The sequence below is a fragment of the Nonomuraea sp. NPDC051941 genome (assembly GCF_044593615.1).
This window is the reverse complement of record NZ_JBIUCF010000032.1, coordinates 19,658-38,969: the sequence shown is the minus strand read 5'-3', so window position 1 is coordinate 38,969 and position 19,312 is coordinate 19,658. Positions and strand designations below refer to the sequence as shown.

17 protein-coding genes are annotated in these 19,312 nt (G+C 73.0%); 5 read left to right on the top strand and 12 right to left on the bottom strand.

Features of this window, described 5'->3' with window-relative positions:
* Positions 1-80: 80 nt before the first annotated feature.
* Complete coding sequence (locus ACIHFD_RS41410) at positions 81-542, top strand: GNAT family N-acetyltransferase (protein ID WP_355202357.1); 462 nt, start codon at positions 81-83, stop codon at positions 540-542.
* Here the strand turns inward: ACIHFD_RS41410 and ACIHFD_RS41405 are convergent.
* A complete protein-coding gene (locus ACIHFD_RS41405) occupies positions 519-3,110 on the bottom strand; it encodes a LuxR C-terminal-related transcriptional regulator (protein WP_397371578.1) in 2,592 nt (863 codons plus the stop codon). The genes ACIHFD_RS41410 and ACIHFD_RS41405 overlap by 24 nt on opposite strands.
* Positions 3,111-3,187: 77 nt before the next feature.
* On the opposite strand from ACIHFD_RS41405, the gene ACIHFD_RS41400 reads away from it, so the two are divergent.
* Both ACIHFD_RS41400 and ACIHFD_RS41395 read left to right on the top strand, forming a co-directional pair.
* The gene (locus tag ACIHFD_RS41400; RefSeq protein ID WP_397371577.1) at positions 3,188-4,267 is read left to right on the top strand and encodes a hypothetical protein; all 1,080 of its coding nucleotides are present in this window, start codon (positions 3,188-3,190) and stop codon (positions 4,265-4,267) included.
* A gap of 43 nt (positions 4,268-4,310) precedes the next feature.
* The gene (locus ACIHFD_RS41395) at positions 4,311-5,564 is read left to right on the top strand and encodes an epoxide hydrolase family protein (RefSeq protein ID WP_397371576.1); all 1,254 of its coding nucleotides are present in this window, start codon (positions 4,311-4,313) and stop codon (positions 5,562-5,564) included.
* A gap of 1 nt (position 5,565) precedes the next feature.
* On the opposite strand, the gene ACIHFD_RS41390 is transcribed toward ACIHFD_RS41395, so the two are convergent.
* Both ACIHFD_RS41390 and ACIHFD_RS41385 read right to left on the bottom strand, forming a co-directional pair.
* Positions 5,566-6,441, bottom strand: coding sequence for a dioxygenase (locus tag ACIHFD_RS41390; RefSeq protein WP_397371575.1), 876 nt, complete (start codon positions 6,439-6,441; stop codon positions 5,566-5,568).
* 66 nt (positions 6,442-6,507) lie between these two features.
* On the bottom strand, positions 6,508-7,812 hold the full coding sequence (locus ACIHFD_RS41385; protein WP_397371574.1) for a M28 family peptidase: 1,305 nt from the start codon (positions 7,810-7,812) through the stop codon (positions 6,508-6,510).
* A 76-nt stretch (positions 7,813-7,888) separates the two neighbouring features.
* Here ACIHFD_RS41385 and ACIHFD_RS41380 point away from each other — a divergent pair, with 76 nt between their 5' ends.
* Together ACIHFD_RS41380 and ACIHFD_RS41375 are read left to right on the top strand one after the other, a co-directional pair.
* On the top strand, positions 7,889-8,716 hold the full coding sequence (locus ACIHFD_RS41380) for an alpha/beta hydrolase (protein WP_397371573.1): 828 nt from the start codon (positions 7,889-7,891) through the stop codon (positions 8,714-8,716).
* A gap of 46 nt (positions 8,717-8,762) precedes the next feature.
* Complete coding sequence (locus ACIHFD_RS41375) at positions 8,763-9,770, top strand: HEAT repeat domain-containing protein (RefSeq protein WP_397371572.1); 1,008 nt, start codon at positions 8,763-8,765, stop codon at positions 9,768-9,770.
* 56 nt (positions 9,771-9,826) lie between these two features.
* Here ACIHFD_RS41375 and ACIHFD_RS41370 read toward each other — a convergent pair whose 3' ends face one another.
* From ACIHFD_RS41370 to ACIHFD_RS41330, 9 genes are read right to left on the bottom strand one after another with little or no spacing between them, the layout of a single operon-like run.
* Entirely contained in the window at positions 9,827-10,774 is a 948-nt protein-coding gene (locus ACIHFD_RS41370) for a phosphotriesterase (protein WP_397371571.1), read from the bottom strand.
* Positions 10,771-11,994, bottom strand: a complete 1,224-nt coding sequence (locus ACIHFD_RS41365; RefSeq protein ID WP_397371570.1) for an FAD-dependent oxidoreductase — start codon at positions 11,992-11,994, stop codon at positions 10,771-10,773. Before ACIHFD_RS41365 ends, ACIHFD_RS41370 begins: the two co-directional genes overlap by 4 nt.
* Positions 11,991-12,683, bottom strand: a complete 693-nt coding sequence (locus tag ACIHFD_RS41360) for an SDR family NAD(P)-dependent oxidoreductase (RefSeq protein WP_397371569.1) — start codon at positions 12,681-12,683, stop codon at positions 11,991-11,993. The genes ACIHFD_RS41365 and ACIHFD_RS41360 overlap by 4 nt, the downstream gene beginning before the upstream one ends.
* Positions 12,680-13,444: an SIS domain-containing protein gene (locus ACIHFD_RS41355; RefSeq protein ID WP_355202383.1), complete on the bottom strand. Its 765-nt coding sequence runs from the start codon at positions 13,442-13,444 to the stop codon at positions 12,680-12,682. Before ACIHFD_RS41355 ends, ACIHFD_RS41360 begins: the two co-directional genes overlap by 4 nt.
* A complete protein-coding gene (locus ACIHFD_RS41350) occupies positions 13,441-14,304 on the bottom strand; it encodes an ROK family protein (protein WP_397371568.1) in 864 nt (287 codons plus the stop codon). Before ACIHFD_RS41350 ends, ACIHFD_RS41355 begins: the two co-directional genes overlap by 4 nt.
* Positions 14,301-16,289 carry a GH36-type glycosyl hydrolase domain-containing protein gene (locus ACIHFD_RS41345; protein WP_397371567.1) on the bottom strand — a complete coding sequence of 663 codons (1,989 nt, stop codon included), beginning with the start codon at positions 16,287-16,289 and terminating at the stop codon, positions 14,301-14,303. Before ACIHFD_RS41345 ends, ACIHFD_RS41350 begins: the two co-directional genes overlap by 4 nt.
* Positions 16,286-17,086 carry a carbohydrate ABC transporter permease gene (locus ACIHFD_RS41340; protein ID WP_350732213.1) on the bottom strand — a complete coding sequence of 267 codons (801 nt, stop codon included), beginning with the start codon at positions 17,084-17,086 and terminating at the stop codon, positions 16,286-16,288. The genes ACIHFD_RS41345 and ACIHFD_RS41340 overlap by 4 nt, the downstream gene beginning before the upstream one ends.
* Entirely contained in the window at positions 17,083-18,000 is a 918-nt protein-coding gene (locus tag ACIHFD_RS41335) for a carbohydrate ABC transporter permease (protein WP_397371566.1), read from the bottom strand. Before ACIHFD_RS41335 ends, ACIHFD_RS41340 begins: the two co-directional genes overlap by 4 nt.
* Positions 17,997-19,283: an ABC transporter substrate-binding protein gene (locus tag ACIHFD_RS41330; RefSeq protein WP_397371565.1), complete on the bottom strand. Its 1,287-nt coding sequence runs from the start codon at positions 19,281-19,283 to the stop codon at positions 17,997-17,999. Before ACIHFD_RS41330 ends, ACIHFD_RS41335 begins: the two co-directional genes overlap by 4 nt.
* Positions 19,284-19,312: the final 29 nt, after the last annotated feature.

The following is a 19,312-nucleotide window of genomic DNA, read 5'->3' as shown; positions in this document are numbered from 1 at the left end:
ACCGGGACGCCAGGCGGCGCAGCGGGCGCGACCGGCCGCTGATGACGGCGTCCGCCCCTGGGCCTCGTAGGCTGGCCCGCGTGGAGATCCGCGACAGAACCCCCGACGACCTGGACGCCTGCACGAAGGCCCTCGCCGAGGTCCAGGCCAGCGACCGCTACCCCGTGGACTGGCCGCGCGACCCGGCCGGCTGGCTGACGCCGGACGGCCTGATCGGGGCGTGGATAGCCGTCGAGGCGGAGGCGGTGCTCGGCCACGTGGCGCTCACCCGGGACATGGAGGTCACCCGCCTGTTCGTCACCCCCGCCGCCCGCGGGCGCGGCCTGGCCGCCCGGCTCCTCGACACCGTGCGCGCCGCCGTCGAAACCCCTCTCAAGCTGGAGGTCTCCTCCGAGGGGACGGCCGCCATAGCGTTCTATGAACGGTCCGGCTGGCGCAGGGTCGGCAGCGGCCGCGCCCGCTGGCTCAACGCGGCCGGTGAGCCGGCGCTGGTGTACCACTACGTGAGCCCGCCCCGGTCAGGTGAAGAGCAGGTCGGCTAGCTCGGCCCGGCTGTTCAGTCCGGTCCGCTCGTAGACCTGCACCAGCGTGTTCGCGACCGTCCGGCGGGAGAGCACCAGCCGGTCGGCGATGTCCTGGTTGCTCAGGCCCGAGGCGGCCAGCTGCGCGATCTGCCGCTGCCTGGCGGTCAGCTGCGGCGCGGCCAGGCCGGTCAGCGCCGGGGTGCGGGCGCCTTCGCAGCGGCGGGCCAGCCGCCACGCGCGGGTCTCGGCGGCCCGCTGCCGCCGCGGCAGTCCCTGCCTCCGGTACGCGGCCGCGGACTGGGCCGCGGCCTCCGCCGCGTGCAGCAGCATGCCGAGCGACTCGAAGGCCAGCGACACCGCGTCGAGCTCCTGGGGATCGTCCTCGGCCGCCGCGTGCCGGGCGAGGATCGGGGCCAGGTCGCCTTCCACGGAGGCGGCCAGCCGGGCGAGCCGGTCGGCGACCAGGCCGGAGGCGCCGAGCCGGACGGCGTCGTGCAGGGCGTACAGCTCGTACGCTCGGAGCTCCCCGGCCGCGTCGGCGGTCTCGAGCGCCGCCTCGACCGCCCCGGCCAGGTCGCCGTCGGCCGCGAGCGCCCACGGCCGCGCCAGCCGGAAGGCGAACTCGACCTGGTGACCGACCCGCAGGCCCAGCTCTCCGGCCAGCTCCGTGGTCGCCCGCACCGCGGCCACGTCGCCGGTGAGCGCGTACGCGTGGGCCAGCTCGGCCAGGCACAGCCCGCCGTGCAGCGTACGGCCCCGCAGCCGCACGGCGGCCTGCCTGCACAGCCGGACGGCCTCGGCGGGCCGCCCCTGGAGCCTGGCCACCCGGCCGCGCAGCGCCCCGAACATGATCAGCGCACGGTCCCAGCCCACGTAGTCCTCGCCGATGCGGTACCCCACGTCGGCGAACCGGCGCGCCGCGGCCAGGTCACCGGCGAGAACGGCGGCGCCGACCCCCGTCTCCGCCAGCGTGGCCGTGACCGACGGCAGCCCTCCGGGCAGGTCTCCGACGCTGCCGAGCGCCTCGTCCACGCGGGCGACGGCCTGCCGGGCGCGTCCTTCGTGGACGAGCCGGCCTCCCTCCAGCGGGGCCAGCCCGAGCTCGAACCGGGAGCTGAGCGGGGCGATCCGGCGGATCTCCGCGACCGACCGCCCGACCTGGTCGAACATGCCCATCATGTACTCGATGGAGCCGCGCATCACCAGCAGGCCCTGGCGCGGCTCCGTAGCGGTCATCGTGGCGCAGGCGTCCGTCAGCATGGCCCGGGCCTCGGCCTCCCGGCCCAGCCCCCAGAAGAGGTTGAGCGCATGCACGGACATCAGGTCGGCCCGCGTCATGTCGTCCGTCGGAGCGTCGGCCAGGTCCGGCAGGACGGTCTCGGTCTCGTCGTACCGGTCGTCGTAGAACAGCACCGACGCCAGCGCCAGGGCGGCCGTGAATCCACCCCCGGCCGCCAGCGCGGCCCGTCCGAGCCGGGCCGCGAGCCGCAGGTCGCGGACGTTCCGCGCGATGTTGCACGCCTCGACGAGCGCGGCGGGGTCGCCGGCCGTCCCGCTGTCGAGCCGCCAGACCGCGACGCGGAGCGGGTCCGCGCCGGTGCGGCCGCCCACCTCGTCGGCCAGGCTCCTGAGCACCTCGCGGGTACGCAGCGTGCCGCACCCGGCCCGGATCACCTCGCCGTAGAGCGGATGCGCGAGCCGTACGGACAGCGGCTCAGGAAAATACAAGGGTTCCAGGGGTCGGGCGGGCAGGGGCTCCGGGGAGATCGTGACGAGCTGGCGATCCTCCAGACGCCGAAGGGTGTCCAGCGGGGCGAGCGCGGTCAGCGCGTCCACGGACAGCGGCTCGCCGTGGGCGACGAGCTCCAGCGCGGCCCGTTCGCCGGGGTCGACGTCGCCGATCCGGCTCTCGATCAGCTCGCGCAGCCGCGTCGTCACCGAGATCTCGCCCGACCAGTGCCACACCCCGCGCCGCTCGGCGAGCGCGCCGCCCGACTCGCCGGCCAGCACCAGCTCGCGCAGGAACAGCGCGTTGCCCTCGCTGGCCCGCCACAGCCGCCGGACCGTGGGCGCCTCGACCTGCCCGCCCAGCGCTCCGGCCAGGACCAGGCCCGCCTCCCGGAGCGTCAGCGGGGCCAGGTCCAGACGCGGGAGCAGGTCGTCCTTCCACAGCGCCGTCACGGCGTCGGGCGCGCGTTCCCCGCTGCGCGTCGTCACCAGCACGCGTGCCCGGCCGCCGGTCACCAGGTGGTGCACCAGTACGGCCGAGACCGGGTCCAGCAGGTGGGCGTCGTCGACCATGAGCACCAGCCGCTCGCGGTCCAGGGCGTCGGCGGCCCAGCGGATCACGTTGCCGTGCGGCGGCTGGGCGGGCAGCAGGTGGGCCATGGCGCCCAGCGGCAGGTCCGAGGCGGCGGCGGTGGCGAGGATCCAGGTCACGTCGCCGGCGCCGGACAGCGCCTCGGCCGCCAGGCGGCTCTTGCCCGCGCCCGCCGGCCCGGCCACGACGGCGCCGCCGGCCTCCACCGCCGATCGGATCGCCGCGAGCTGGGATTCCCGACCGGCGAAGGGCCACAGATGACGCACAGAGGGATGGTACGGGCGAACGTTTGAGTAGGCCATGCTCTATGCGGGACCTCGCGGGGCGGGAGACGGTTCTGTACATGACCGCGATGCCATCCCGCGCCCACCTCACCCCTCTTGTACGGAAATATCTGGACGATGAGGGCGCCGAGGTGGAGTCCATCCGCGTGGAGCCGATCGACCACACGTCCGGCACCCCGTCCACCGGCGGCCTGCGCCGGGTCAGCGGCACGACCGCGTGCGGCCGCACCTGGTCCTTCTTCGTCAAATCCCTGCATTCCGCCCGGCACTGGGCGAACATCGACGTGATCCCCGAGCCCGCCCGCACGGAGTTCGTCGCCGGGTTCCCGTGGCGGACCGAGGCCGACGTGTACACCTCCGGCCTGCCCCTCCCGCCCGGACTGCGGCTGCCCCGCCTGTTCCTGGTCGACGACCTCGGTGACGAGCGCCTCGACCTGTGGCTGGAGGACGTCCGCACCGCCCCCGGGGAGTGGGACCTGACCAGGTACGCCGCCGCGGCCCGCGCGCTGGGCCGGCTCGCCGGGCGGCGTCCCGCCGACGACTCCCGCCCCCGTACGGCGCTGCGGACCTACGTCGGCCAGTTGCTCACCCGACACGCGCTGCCCATCCTGCGCGACCCCGCCCTCTGGCGGCACCCGCTCGTCGCCGCGCACGCCGACCCGCTCCTGCAGATGGACCTGGACACCCTGGCCCGCCGCATCCCCGCGCTGCTCGCGGCCGCGGACCGCCTGCCGCACACCATGGCGCACGGCGACGCCGGGCCGCAGAACCTCCTCGTGCCCGCCGACGACCCCGGCCGGTTCGTGGCCATCGACTGGGGCTGGCAGGACCCGGTGCCGATCGGCTTCGACCTCGGCCAGCTGCTCGTGGGCCTGGCGCACGACGGCCTGACCGAGCCCGGCGAGCTGCCCGTGATCCATCGCGCGATCCTGGCCGCGTACCAGCGAGGGCTGGCCGACGAGGGCGTGCCCGCCGGTGACGCCGCAGCCGGGTATGTCACGACGCTGGTCCTGCGCAGCGCCTTCACCGCGATCCCCGCCGAGCACCTCGGCGAGCCGGTCACCGACGACCTGCGCGAGCTGTTCCGCAAGCGCGTCGGCCTGGCCCGCTTCATCGCCGACCTCGGCCTCGCACTCTGATACATCACGAAATTAAATAAATCTCTGATATATTTTGCCGTCGATGGCACCTGAGCAGGAGACGACGATGAGCGACGAGACCCGGAGCCCGCTGGCGCCGGAGCCGATCCACGTGCCCGACGACGTGCTCGCCGACCTGCGGCGGCGCCTGGAGCTGACCCGCTGGCCGGACGACGCGGGCAACGACGACTGGAGCTACGGCGTCAACCGCGCCTACCTGCGGGAGCTCGTCGACTACTGGCACACCGGCTACGACTGGCGCAAGGCCGAGGCCGCGATCAACGCCTACGAGCACTACCGCGTCGAGGTCGACGGCGTCCCCGTGCACTTCATGCGCAAGCCCGGCGTGGGCCCGAGCCCGACGCCGCTGATCCTCACCCACGGCTGGCCGTGGACGTTCTGGCACTGGTCCAAGGTCATCGACCCGCTGGCCGACCCCGGCGCGCACGGCGGCGACCCGGCCGAGGCCTTCGACGTCATCGTCCCCTCGTTCCCCGGCTTCGGCTTCTCCACGCCGCTGCCGGACCACCCGGACATGAACTTCTGGAAGGTCGCCGACCTCTGGCACATCCTCATGACCCAGGTCCTCGGCCACGAGCGGTACGCCGCCGCCGGCTGCGACGTCGGAGCCATGGTCACGGGGCAGCTCGGGCACAAGTACGCCGCCGAGCTGCACGGCATCCACATCGGCTCCGGGCAGAAGCTCACGCTGTTCAACGGCGACCGGGCCTGGGACCTCAGCGGCGGGCAGCCCATCCCCGACGGCCTGCCCGCCGACGTCCACGCCCGGATCGTCGCCCTGGACAGGCGCTTCGCCGTCCACCTCGCCGCCCACGTCCTGGCCCCGAGCACGCTCGCCTACGGCCTGACCGACTCGCCCGCCGGAATGCTCGCCTGGATCCTGGAGCGCTGGGCCAGTTGGAGCGACCACGGCGGCGACCTGGAGTCGGTCTTCACCAAGGACGACCTGCTCACCCACGCCATGATCTTCTGGGTGAGCAATTCGATCGGCACCTCGATCCGCACGTACGCCAACAACAACCGCTACCCCTGGACCCCCTCCCACGACCGGCAGCCGCCCGTCGAGGCCCCCACCGGCATCACCTTCGTCGGCTACGAGAACCCGCCCGGCGTCACCACCGACCAGCGCGTGCGGCACTTCGCCGGCAGTGACCGCGGCGCCTGGTACAACCACGTCAACCTGACCGTGCACGACCACGGCGGCCACTTCATCCCGTGGGAGATCCCCGGGGAGTGGGTCGACGACCTGCGGCGCACGTTCCGCGGCCGCCGATAGGTCACCGGCTCTCGCGCAGCCGCAGCTCCACGTGCGCGTGGCGGAACGGGACGGGCACGCCGTACGCCGCCGCCAGGTCCGCGTCCTCGGCGCGGACGAAGTCCAGCACCAGGCTGTCCTTGACCCCGAACACCGCGTCCGAGTCGAGGTAGGGCGACTCGGAGACGAACACGTGCGTGGTGAGCGGCGCGTGGCCGTCGGCGCCGGCGATGAAGTGGATGTGCGCGGGCCGGTAGGGGTGGCGGCCCGCCGCCGCCAGGAGCTCCCCGACCGGCCCGTCGTCGGGGATCGGGTACGGAGCCGGAAGGATCGTGCGGAACGCGAAACGTCCCTGGTCGTCGCAGGTGAACAGGCCGCGCAGGTGCCCAGCGGGGACGTCGTCCCGCTGGACGTCATAGAAGCCCTTCTCGTCGGCCTGCCAGACGTCCACGACCGCGCCCGGGAGGGGGTCGCCGCCGGCCGCCAGCACCTGCCCGGTGACGAGCGTCGGCTCGCCGCCGGGCACCAGGGAGATCGGATCCCCGAGCCGCCGCGGCGGGGAGTCGACCATGTGGAACGGCCCCAGGACGGTGGAGTCCGTGGCCCCGGCGGGCGCCCGGTTGGCCATGGTGTCGACGAGCATCGACAGGCCGAGCACGTCGGACAGCAGGACGAACTCCTGGCGGGTGTCGTCGCAGGTCTGCCCGGTCCTGGTGAGGAAGCCGACGGCCGCGTCGAGCTCGGACTGGGTGAGCTCGACGTCCTTGGCGAAGGCGTGCAGGTGGCGGACGAGGCTGGTGAGGACCTGCCGCAGCCGGGCGTCATGGGCACCGGCGAACGACGCCGCGACGACGTCCTCGGAACGCTCTTCGGAGAACCGAACGGGAGTCTGTGACATCGTGATCACGTCCTGGCGGCGTTGGGGGCGTTGTCCCCCAGCATGACCATGGCCGGCGGGGCGCCGCTACCCGCGGAGGTCCGCCGGGGTCCAGCCGGCGGTGCCCGCCACGATCCGGACGGCCGCGCGGGCCAGCGGCTCCAGCCCTGCCACGTCGATCTTGTCGATCGTGTCGGCCGAGTCGAACAGGTACATCGGCGCCGACAGGAAGTGCACCAGCGGCACCCCCTCGGGGTGGAAGAACGCGCCGTCCGTCGGCGGCATCGGCGAGAACACGTCCGGGGGCAGGACGAACGACCGCCGCAGGTCCTCCGCCTCCAGCGTCGCGGCGACCAGTTTCTCCAGCCGGGGGGCTCGTGTCGTGAACCACCATCTGACCTCGGGCTCGGCGGTCGGCACGAGCGTGCCGTCCACCGCCTCGCAGCGGAGCGCGGCGTGCTCCAGGTGCAGTTCGAGCACGACGCCGGCCAGCTCCGGCCGGTGGCGGTCGATGAAGGCGCGGGTGCCGGCCGCGTGGGCCATGTGCCCGGAGGTGAGCAGGAACGTCAGGTTGTGCGGGCGCTCCTCGGCCGGGACGCGGGCCCAGCGGCGGGCGGTGGCCAGGACGAGGGCCAGGCCGGAGGCGTCCTCCACGGCCGAGGCCCACGGGGCGTCGTGGTGCGAGGCGACGATGACCGTGTGGGGCGAGCTGCCCGGGAGGGTGGCGACCACGTTGTGGGTGATCACGGTGTCGGTGGCGGACTCGGCGATCAGCTCCCCCTCGCACGGGAGGCGGGCCAGGAGCCGGCGGGCGTCCGTCCCGGACAGCCACAGCGCGGGGATGGGCCGCTCGACCGCGTCGTACGGCACGTAGTAGTCGCGGGTCTCCCAGGGGAGGCCGGTCAGCGCGCCGATGAAGCCCGCGGCCCCGGCGGCCAGGGCGGGCTCGACGACCTCCATCATCCGCGGGCCGAACGGGATCGTCTGGACGAGGGTGTCGAAGACGCCCTCGGGGTCGTACGCCGAGGTGGCGAGCGTCTTGACGTACGACTGCGGCAGCTCGCCGAAGGTCACCTCGTCCACGACGATGTCGCCCGGCCGGGCGTCGGCGAGCCGCGCGATCCGGCCCCGCAGGCCGCCGGTCGGCGCGGTGTGGGGCAGCGGCATGCCGGTCCACGAGGTGCCGTCGTCGAGGCGCAGCAGCCCGGTGCCCGGCTGCCAGCGCGGCACCTCGACCGGCTCGAGCGTGACCTCCAGGCCGAACTCCGCCAGGCGCTCGGCCAGCCACCGCTCGGTCCACGCGTCCGCCGGGTAGCCGGGGCGGCGGACGCCCTGCCCCACGACGGTCTCGATCCAGCCCAGCATCTCCGCCGCGGAAGGCACGTGCTCCATGGCCACGATCCAACCATTGACACGACCCACTTGTGAAGCGAGAGTTTCGGTCATCCGTACAAATTATGGAGGCTGTATGAAGTTCGTCGTGGCCGCCGTCGCGCTCGTACTCGGGCTCCTGGCCAGGCCCGCCCAGGCCGCGGACACCATCGAGGCGCACTACAAGGTCGCGGGCCCGTGGACGGTCGCGACCGCCGATGCGACCGGATACAAGCTCTACTATCCGGCCGACCTCGGGGCGGGCGGCTTCAAGCACCCGATCATCACCTGGGGCAACGGGACCAACGCGGTGCCCACGCAGTATCCGGGGCTGCTCAACCAGCTGGCCTCCTGGGGGTTCGCCGTGGTCGCCTCCACCGACACCACGACGGGCACCGGGTCCGAGATGATCGCCGCGGCCCAGTACTTGATCGACCGGAACACCGACAGCTCCAGCGTCTTCTACGGCAAGCTCGACGTGACCAAGGTCGGCGCGGTCGGCCACTCCCAGGGCGCGGGCGGTTCGGTGAACACCGCCACCAAGTCCGGCGGGCTCATCGACACCGTCGTCCCCATCGCGCTGCCCGCCCCGATCTGGGTGAGCGCGGGCGACGCGTTCCACGTGGACCAGCTGACCTGCCCCGTGCTGTTCGTCAGCGGGTCCAGCGACACGATCATCTCCCCCAACTCGGCGCTGCAGACGTACTACGACCAGGTCCCGGGCGCGGCGGCCAAGGCGCTGCTCAAGGGAGCCGGCCACAACACGATCCAGGGCACGGGCGGCGGCTTCCTCGGCTACGTGACGGCGTGGCTGATGTACCAGCTCCAGGGCGACACGTACGCGCGCGGCGCCTTCGCGGGCACCTCGCCCGAGATCAACACCAACGCCAGCTGGCAGAACCAGGTCGAGAAGAACCTGCCTTGAGGAAAACGGATGGCCGCACGACGCTCGGCGCGCGACCATGCCTCCCATGGACGTCATCGCCGAAGCGGTCGAGTTGATCAGGAACGCCACCTGTCCGGGCGACTACGACCAGGCGTGGGAACTCGTGGGCAAGGCCACACAGGATCGGGAGACCGCGGCGGGGCGGGGTTTCGCTCTGGTGCGGTCGCCCGATCCGGCCGAGCGCAGGATCGGCTGCGACCTGCTGGGCAGCGTGGCGCAGGTCGAGGAGTCCCTGCGGGAGCCGGTGCTGCTCGCGGCCCTGGAGCTGGTCGCGACCGAGACCGAAGACGCCGTGCACGCCTCGATCGCGCGGACGCTGGGCTGCACGGGCGACGAACGGGCCGTGCCCGAGCTGCTGCGCCTGGCCGAGCACCCCGACGAGGACGTGCGCTTCAACGTCGCGTGGTCGCTGCCGCTGGGCCGCGCGAACGACGACGCGGTGATCGAGGCGCTGATCCGGCTGACCACCGACCCCGAGGACGAGGTACGGGACTGGGCCACGTTCGCCCTGGGGACCCAGTGCCAGGCGGACAGCCGGGCGATCCGGGAGGCGCTGTGGGCCCGGGTCGGCGATCAGGACACCGAGGCGCGCGAGGAGGCGATCGCCGGGCTGGCCCGCCGTCGTGATCGCCGCGTCGTGCCGCATGCCGCCCGTCTGCTGGACAACGGCGGATTCAGCCCCAACACGCTGACGGCGATCGCCTGCCTCGGGGATCCGGCGCTGGTGCCGTACCTGGAGGACTACGAGGAGGACCAGGGAATCACCGATGCGCTGGGCGAGTGCGATCCGGCGTCGCGCGCGGCGCGCGACGCCTTCGCCGCCGGTCTGGCCGAGGCCCTGCACGCCCGCCTGCCCGAGCTGGACTTCGGCGTGTACGGCGAGCTCTGCGAGCCCGGGCTCACCCTGGCGGCGTCCGGCTACATCTGGTCGGTCGAGCGGCTCCGCGACCGGGTGAGCGGAGACCCGGTGCGCGCCGCCGACCTCGTCGCCGCCGAGCTCTCACCAAGCGAGTCCCCGAGCGACGCCGCCTGAGCCCGCGAGTCGCCTGACGGCCCGCCCGCAGCACGGAGGCGACGCCAGGTTGGCGATCAGCGCGGCCGTAGTGCGAAGGCGACGCGCGGGTTGGCGATCAGCGCGGCCTTGGCCGCCTCGCCGAGCCCTTCCGCCTCCAGCCGCGGCACGAACCGCTCCAGCAGATACGTCAGCCCCGGCCCGCCGCCCAGCCCCGGCCAGTACGACCGCCGCGCCAGGTCCATCCCGAACAGGAGCCGATCCCCCAGCCCGCGCCCGGCCAGCTCGGCGACGAGCGCGACGATCTCGCTGTCGGGCCCGTACTTGATCCGCCCGGGGCGGTCGAAGGCCAGGTACGCCCCCCTCTCCGCCAATGAGGTGAGATATCCGGCGTCGGGATTATGGTCGATGTGCCCGAGCACCACCCGATCGGCCTCCACGCCGTGCGAGGACAGCGCGTCCAGCAGCTCGTGGCCCATCGTGCCCTTGTCGCAGTGGGTGACGACCGGCACGCCGGTGCGCACGGCGGCCGCGGCCACCGCGCCGACCAGCCGCTCCACCCCGCGCCCGAACGCGTGGTACGAGGTCGCGATCTTGATGGCCCCCGCCCGCGCCGGCGACCGCCGCACCAGCGGCCCGACCAGCCCGTACTCGTCCATGCCGAGCTCGATCTCGGCCACCAGCAGCTCGGCGATCTCGTCGGTCGAGTAGTGGTGCAGCCAGTGGGCGTCGCTGTAGTAGGTGCTCTTGTGGAAGCCGGTCACCGCGATCACGTGCAGCCCGGTCCGCTCGGCCAGCGCCTTCATCAGCGACGGGCTGCGGCCGAACCCGAGCGGCGTCATCTCGACCACCGCAGACAGCCCGAGCCGCCGGGCCGCCGTCACCTCGGCGACGGCCGCGTCCAGGGAGTCGAGCCGGTAGTCGGGCTCGTTGCGGACAGGCCAGTCACCGGTCATGAAAAAGTGCTCATGCGCATAGGTGAGGCCGATCTGCTCGACGTCCCCCAGCACCGTACGAACCGTCACAGGAGCGCTCCTTCCTCGCGAAGCCGGGCGCGCAGCAGGTCCACGTCCACCGCCGCGGGCTCCACCCCGGCCTGTACGGCCAGCGCCGCCGCCGTCCCGGCCGCCTGCCCCATCGCCATGCACTGCCCCATCGACCGGGCCGAGGCGTGCGCGTCGTGCGTGGCCGACAGGCACCGCCCCGCGACGATCAGCCCCTCGACCTCGACCGGCAGCAGGCACCGGTACGGGATCCCGTAGGTGCCGTAGTCGTGCACGTACTCCCACCGGGTGGCCGCCCCGGCGGCGTGATCCTCGATGGGGGCGCCGCACCGGGCGATCGTGTCGGGAAAATCCCTCCCGGCCAATACATCATCAGAAGTCAGGACATATCGTCCGACGAGGCGCCGCGACTCCCGCACCCCGATCCGCACGGACGTGCTCAGCAGCACCGCCGACTCGTACCCGGGCACCTTGGCCCGCAGGAAGCGGACGTACTCCCGCACCTGCGCACGTCCCTCGCGTTCGGCGCGCGACAGCTCGAACGGGTCGGTCGGGTCGAGCCCGATCACTCTGGTCAGGTTGGTGTGCACGATCCCGTCGTTGACGGTCCTGTGCACGGAGCCCTCGCGCCTGGGCAGGTCGGCGTCGGCCATCAGCGCGTGCAGCTCGGCCGTGCTGGTGGCCGACAGGTCCACCCCGCCCATCCGGAACGTGGCCGTCATCGGCTGCGAGCGCATGCTCGGCCGCTCCAGCGTGGCCCCGGCCCGCCAGGCCACCTCACCGTCGCCCGTCGCGTCCACGACCACCCGGGCCTTGACCAGGAACCGGCCGGCCACGGTCTCCACCTCGACCCCGGTCCCCGGCACGTACGCGCACACCCGCGCGTGCAGCAGCACGCCCGCGCCGGAGGTGAGCTCGTCCCAGACGAGCTTGAGCTCCTCCGGCTCGTACGTGACGCCGGTGCCGGCTCCGTACGTGTTGGGCCGCTCGAAGGCGGCTCCGGCGGAGAAGAGCCGTTCGCACGCCTCCCAGCCGATCCCGCCGACGACCCGCCGCGAGACCGGGCCGGGGGCGTAGAAGCCGTAGAACGTGTCGAGCACGGCGACGCCGGTGCCGCCGAGGAAGCCGGACGGCTCCACCAGCAGGCACGACGCGCCGGCGCGGACCGCCGCCACGGCCGCCGCGCACCCGGCGCTGCCGCCACCGGCGACGACCACGTCGCCTTCCCACAGGACGTTCACCGCAGATGCCACCCTCCGTCGACGGGAATGACCGCGCCCGTGGTCCGCCCCGACGAGGGCGAGAGCAGCCACAGCACGGCCTGCGCGACCTCCTCCGGCCCGCAGGGGCTCGCGCCGAGGGGCATGAGCGCGGGCATCCTGGCCTGGACGGCGGCGGACGTGCGGGCGCGGACGCTCATCGGCGTGGCCACCAGGCCGGCCGATACCAGGTTGACCCGCACCCCGCGCGGCGCGGCCTCGCGGGCGGCGGTCCTGATCAGCGGGATCAGCGCGCCCTTGGCCGAGGCGTAGGCCACGGTGCGGAAGTCGTCGTCGATCGACGTGCCGAGCGCCGAGCCGATCACCACGATCGACCCGCCCTCGGGCAGCGCGGGGATCGCCGCGCGCAGCAGCCGGAACACCGACTCGTGGTTGACCCGGTGCACCTCGTGCCAGGCCTCGTCGGTGCACTCGGTCACGCCGCCGTCGCCGAACCTGCGGCCGGACATGCCGACCGCGTGCACGACTCCGGCCAGCCGCCCGTGCCGGGCCGTGGCCTGGGCCAGCGCCTTCTCGACCCCGCCTGGCTCGGTGATGTCGATGCCGCCGGCGAGGTCCACGCCGTACGCGCTCGTGCCGGACGCCTCGACCGCCTCCACGCAGGCGCGGCCGATGCCGCCGTCCGAGCCCGCCACCAGGACGGCGCTCATGGCTTCCTGAGCACGGCGGCGGCGCGGCGGGCGTGTTCGAGGTAGGCGGCCTCGAAGAGCTCCTCGGAGCGGGGTCCGCCGACGAGCTTGGCGCTGGAGATGACCGGCGGCGTCCAGCCGCCCGCGACCAGCAGCTCGGCCGTGCGCACCTTGATCTCGTTGACCACGGAGACGGCCGCCAGCGTGCTGCCGGGGCCGACCGGCTCGGCCAGCCCTTCGACGTGGCACAGCGCGTCGCCGACCGGGGTGCGCAGGTCGACCACCACGTCGGCGTGGTCGGCCAGCCGGGTGCCGCTGGGGTGTCCGGGCTCGACGGCCATGGTCTCGTTCATCGAGGTCACGGCCACGACGGACAGGCCCGCCTTGCGCAGCCCCATCGCCATCTCGATGGGCACGGCGTTCAGCCCGCTGACGCTGAAGACGATGGCCGCGTCGCTCGGCCGCAGCTCGAAGTTGCCCAGGATGGCCTCGGCCAGCCCTTCGACGCGTTCGATGAACATGGCCTGGCGCATCCCGTTCGAGCCGGCCACCTGGGTGTAGAAGGTCGTGGACAGGTCGACGATGGGGTGGAAGCCGGGGTAGGAGCCGTAGCGGGGGAACATCTCCTCCACGCCCATCCGCGAATGTCCGGTTCCGAACGTGTGCACCACTCCTCCGCCGAGGATCGCCTCAGAGGCGATGCGAGCGGCTTCGGCGAGGGCGTCCTCCTGTGTCCGTTCGATCTCGCCGAGCAGCTCCATGGCGCGGCTTATCCACTTCATCCAGATCTCCTCCCATAGAGTGCGGCGCCGATGGCCCCCGCCATCGGGCCGAGTACGGCGGGCAGCACCGTGACGTCTCCGATCAGCGGTCGTCTGCGCGCGAGTTCGTTGTGCAGGGTGTCTCGCATGAGGTCGAGCGCGCCGGAGACGCCGCCGCCGACGACCACCGAGCCGACGCCGAAGAACGCGGCCGCGTCGCCCAGCGCCACGCCGAGCGCCCATCCGGCCTGCTCGAACACCTGGGCCGCACGCTCGTCCCCGGCCCTGGCGGCCTCGGCCACCTCCGCCGCGGTGGCCTTCGGCGTCCCCGGGCGGAAGGCCCGCACGATGCCCGGCCCGCCGGCGAACGTCTCCACGCAGCCCCGGTTGCCGCAGCAGCAGACCGGCCCCCAGGGGGAGACGGTCAGGTGACCGATCTCGCCGAGGTTGTCGCGCGGCCCGACGAGGACGGTCCCGCGCAGCGCCACGGCCCCGCCCACGCCGGTGCCGAGCACGGCGAACAGCACGTCGGCCAGCCCGCGGGCGGCTCCCAGCGCCAGCTCGGCGCGGGCGAACGCGCGGGCGTCGTTGACGACGGAGACGGGGACCCCGGTCAGCTCGCGCAGCCGGGCCCCCACGGAGTAGCCGTCCCAGTCACCCGGCGGATTCGGGACGAACAGGGCGGTCCCGGTGTCGCGGTCCACGTGGCCGGGGAGCCCGATCCCGATGGATCCGGCGTGCGGGGCCAGCGAGGCCGCGAGCTTCACCGTCTCGTCGGGGCCGGGCGGCGTGGCGACGGTGCCCGAGCCGGAGACCGCGTCGCCTTCCAGCGTCACCCATTTGATGTACGTGCCGCCGACGTCGACCCCGAGCGCGGTCACGGCCCGACCTCCAGCGCCCGGGAGGCGAAGCGGGCCCCGCCGCGCGGCCGCCGGAAGGGTTCGACGCCGAGCAGCCGCAGGTAGGCCAGCAGCGGCTGGGAGTGGCTGTGCAGGTTGGCGACCGGGTACGCCTGCATGGCGACGCCGACCTCGGCCAGGTCCCAGGTGCGCCCGGGGCGGCCGGTCTCGGGGGCCAGGTAGGCGTCGGGGCCCGACAGCGTGCCCTCCCAGACGTCCGGGTAGGCGGCCGTGTGCGCGGCCAGCGTCATCCGCCGCCACCAGTCCCAGGCCAGGTCGGGGAGGTGTTCGGCGGCGGCCCAGACGAGCGTCATGTTGATCGCGTACCAGATCGTGCCGACCCCGCCGGGGCCGTACGCGTCGGCGGCGGGCCAGCGCAGCCGGGCGCCCAAAGGGGAATCGGCGGCTGAAGTGCGCTCGATCGTGCGCAGCAGCTCCACGGCCCGCTCAGGTGGGGCGGCGCCGCACAAAATGGCCCAGGGCTGCACCTCCAGCCACAGATCGTCGTCGCCGACGACCGCTCCCGGGCCGTACGCGCGGCGGTACCAGCGCCCGTTCCACTCCCCCGCGACCAGGTCGCGCAGCTCCTCGCCGAGCTTGCGGGCCTCGGCGGCGGTCGCCTGGTCGCCGAGCCGCTCGGCCAGCGTCGCGTAGCGGGGCAGGACCCAGGCGGCCATGGCGGAGTTGAGGACGGACTCGCCCCGGGCGATCATCACCTCGCGCGGCACGCCGCTCTCGGTGATGGCCATGTCGTTCCAGTCGGCGTTGAGGATGCGGACGTGCCCGTGCTCGCCCCGTCCGACCACCTCGGCGAAGAACCTGAACTGCCTGCGCAGGTTCTCCAGCAGCGGCACGCCAGGGGTCTCGTGGACCGGGTGGTACGGCACGTCCGCGTGGAAGGCGGCCTCGTCGCCCGTCGCGCTGAGGTACTCGGCGGCCAGCCACAGGGCCCACAGGTTCTGGTCCGACGGGCGGAACAGGTCGGTCCAGGGCCGCTTGTCCGGTCCGAGCGCATACGGCAGGTCGCCGTCGGGTCCGCCCCACGCGCACGTGTTGCGCAGCACGGACAGCGCCAGATCGGGCTCGATGTAGACGAGCGGCAGCGCGTGCTGGAGCGGGTCGCGGGCGGCGCCGTTGAAGCCGTGCCGGAAGGAGTAGCAGGATCCCTGGTCGAGGGTGTGGCCGCCGAGCACGCCGTCGGCGCAGGCCGCGCCGGTGAGCAGGGCGGCGTGCCAGGGGATCTCCCGCTCGGCCTCGGGCGCCCGCGCGGCGGACGCGCGCGGCAGCCGGCCGCGCAGGGCCTCCAGGCTCTCCTCGAACGTCGCGGTCCCGGTCGAGGAGCCGAGCAGGCCGTAGCGGAGGTCCAGCACCCGCTCCTCGCCCGCCGCCAGCTCCAGCGGGAGCACGAGCCGCCCGGTCCGCGTCCTGGCGCCGCTGATCAGCTCCAGTTCGAGCCCGGGGTCGTCGGCGTCGGCGCGACACTCGACCGGGCCGGTGATGAGCTCGACCCGGGCCGGCCTGGCCGCCCACTCCTCGGTCGCCTCCAGCCGTACCGGCGTGTCGAGCAGGTTGCGCACCCGCAGCCGGATCAGCACCCACGGCTGTTCGCCCTCCGGGCAGAGGACCGTGCGTTCCAGCGCCACCCGCTCGTCGGCCACCCGGACGACGGCGAAGGTCGGCCCGAAGATCCGCTCAGATCCCGAAATATCGGTGGAAAGCTCGCCGATGCGGGTCACGCCGGTCCCCCGGGTGAGCCACAGCAGGCCGGTGTGCTCGTCGAACAGGTCGCTCAGCCCGTAGTTGTCCGACACCAGCGTGATCCGCCGGTTGCCCACGTGCGCGAAGTGCCGCCGCGTGGGCGGGTCCAGCACGGGGTCCCACTCGGCGCGCGGGTCCCGCTCCTGGTCCAGCGTGTACGCGAACGCGGGCAGCCCGTACGCCGTCGTCCACTCCCCGTACGAGCTCATTTGCGCACCCCTCCCAGGGTCAGCCCGGCGACGTAGTAGCGCTGCAGCAGGAACATCAGCGCCAGGGGCGGCACCGCCGTGATCAGCGCGGCGGTGCTGACCAGGCCGATGCTGAAGTCGTACTCGGTCTGGAGCTGCGACAGCCCCACCGGCAGCGGCCACAGGCCCGGGTTGTTGGCCACGATGAGCGGCCAGAGCAGGTTGTCCCACTGCGCGAGGAACTGCAGCAGGAAGAGCGTCAGCAGCGCGGGCCGCAGCAGGGGCACGCCGATGCGGGCGAAGATGCGCAGCTCGCTCGCCCCGTCCACCCGCGCGGACAGCAGCAGCTCGCGCGGCAGCGCCAGGGCGAACTGGCGGACCAGGAACACCCCGAAGGCGCTCATCATGAACGGCACGATCATGCCCTGGAAGGTGTCGATCCAGCCCAGCGCCTTGACGATGAGGTACATCGGCACGAGCACCACGATCGGCGACAGCGACAGCGTCCCCACGATCACCGCGAACAGCGCGCGGCTGCCGGGGAAGCGGAGCTGCGCGAGCGCGTACCCGGCGGCGGCGGACAGGATCACCTCGAGCACCGCGATGCCGAGCGAGAGGATCAGGCTGTTGCGCAGGTAGAGCGGGAAGCCGCCCTGGCCGAACAGCTGCGCCACGTGCGCGCCCAGCTGGGAGACGTCGAACGACAGCCCGCCGAGATCGCTCGCGTCCGAGGCCGAGGAGACCGCGAACATCGCGTACACCGGCAGCAGCATGACGGCCACGACCAGCGTCAAGACGGTCCCGCGTAAGACCTTCACCCGTCATCGCCTCCCCGCAGCACGCGGAACTGCGCGATCGACAGCGCCAGCATGGCCACGAGCAGCACCATCGCGATGGCCGACGCGTAGCCCATGCGCTCGAACGTGAAGCCGGTCGCCCACATGTAGAGCGGCAGCACCTCGGTCGCGCCCGCCGGGCCGCCCTTGGTCAGCAGGAAGGCCGGCACGAACGACTGCATCGCCCCGACCACCGCGATCACCAGCACGAACAGCAGCGTGCGGCGCAGCAGCGGCAGCGTGATGCGGAAGAAGATCCGCACCGGCCCGGCCCCGTCGAGCCCGGCGGCCTCGAAGACGCTCAGCGGCAGCCCCTGGAGGCCCGCCGTCAGGATGATCACGAACAGGCCGAGGTGCTTCCACGTCGTCATGATCACCAGGGCCCAGAGCGCCAGACCCTCGTCGGTCAGCCACGGCTTCGGCTCCGCGCCGGCCAGCCCGATCAGCGCGTTGGCCAGGCCGTCCTCGGCGAAGATCACCGACCAGGTCAGCGAGGTGGCCACCAGCGGCATCGCGGCCGGGATCATGATCAGCCCGCGCAGGAAGGCGTTGTAGCGGCCCGGCTTGCTCAGCGGCACGGCGATCGCCAGGGCGAGCACGATCGACGGCACCACGGAGCCGGCGGTGTAGACGGCGGTGACCCTGGCCGAGTTCCAGAAGCCGGGATCCTCCAGCATCCTGCGGTAGTTGTCCAGGCCCGTCCACTCGGGGGCGCCGGCGAGGTCGTAGCTGGTGAAGCTGAGGTAGACCGCCGACACGAACGGCACGACCCAGAAGACCAGGAAGTACAGGGCGGCGGGGAGGGACAGCAGGGCGCCGGTGCGCGCCTCCACCCAGCGCTGCCCCTGGCCCGAGACCCGCGCGACGCGAGGTGCGAGCCCCAGCGACAGCGTCATAGGGCGATCCGCATCGCCTGGTCGAAGTCGGCCGCGGCCTGCTCGGGGGTCTTCTTGCCGAACGCCACCGCGTCGCCGGCGTCGGTGAGCGCCTTGGCCATCTCGTTCCAGACGGGCGTCTGCGGGCCGAAGTCGGCGTGCGGGGCGGAGGCGGCCATGATGTCGATGGCCTTCTGGTCGGCCCCGGGCAGCTTCTCCCAGCCCTTGACCGGGGTGAGCAGGCTGGCGTCCTTGAGCTGCTTGGCGGCGACGTCCTCGCGCTGGAGGTAGTCGATGAAGTGCCAGGCGGTGAACTGGAGCTTGGACTTCTGGGCGACCGCCCAGCCCCACGTGTAGGCGGGGGCGACCGGCCGGCCCGACTCCCAGCGGGGCATCGGCGCGATGTCGAAGCCCTTGCCGAAGGTCAGCTTGGGGTTCAGCGTCGGGAACAGGTCCATCGCGAACAGCCCGGACACCAGCATGGCCGCCTCACCGGTGGCGAACAGCCCGAAGCCGGACAGCGGGTTCGACAGCTTGGGGTTGCCCAGACTGCCGTAGTAGCGCAGGGCCTCGACCCCGGCGTCCGAGGCGAGCGTGGCCTTGGTGGCGTCGGGGCTGAGTATCGTGCCGCCCTTGCCCTTGACCAGGGCGAGCAGCTGCATCAACGTCCACTGCGGGCTGCCCAGGATCCACTGCAGGCCCACCTTCTTGCCGTCGGCCGAGGTCAGCCGCTTGCTGTACTCGGCGACCTCCTCCCAGGTGGTGGGCGGCTTGTCCGGGTCGAGCCCGGCTTCGGCGAACCTGTCCTTGCGGTAGTAGAGGTAGCAGATCGTGTAGTCGATGGGGACGCCGTACAGCTTGCCCTCGTACGACAGCGAGCCGATCGCGTGCTCGTCGTACGCCTGGACCAGCGCCTTCTCGTCGGCCACGCCCATGGCCTTGGGGATGATCGGGGCGAGGCGACCCTTGCGGGCGTGGCCCGGGATCGTCCAGCCGCCGATCTTGACCAGGTCGGGCGGGACGTCGCCGGCGAACGCGGTCAGCAGCTTGGCGTCGAGCTTGTCGACCGGCACGTACAAGGGGGTGATGTCGACGCCGCCGAACTCCTGCATGTAGCTGCGCAGCAGCGGGTTGAAGACCTTGTCGTACGCCTTGGTCTGGTGCAGCCAGACGGAGAGTTTCCCGCGCGGCACCCCGTCGGCGGGGACCGTGGCGGCCGGTTCCGAGCCGCAGGCGGCGAGCAGGCCGGACGCCGTCGCGAGGGTGGCGGTTCTGAGCAGGGCACGGCGGGTCAACCTGGTCATGCTCGACCTCCCGGTATGGGGCCGGTATG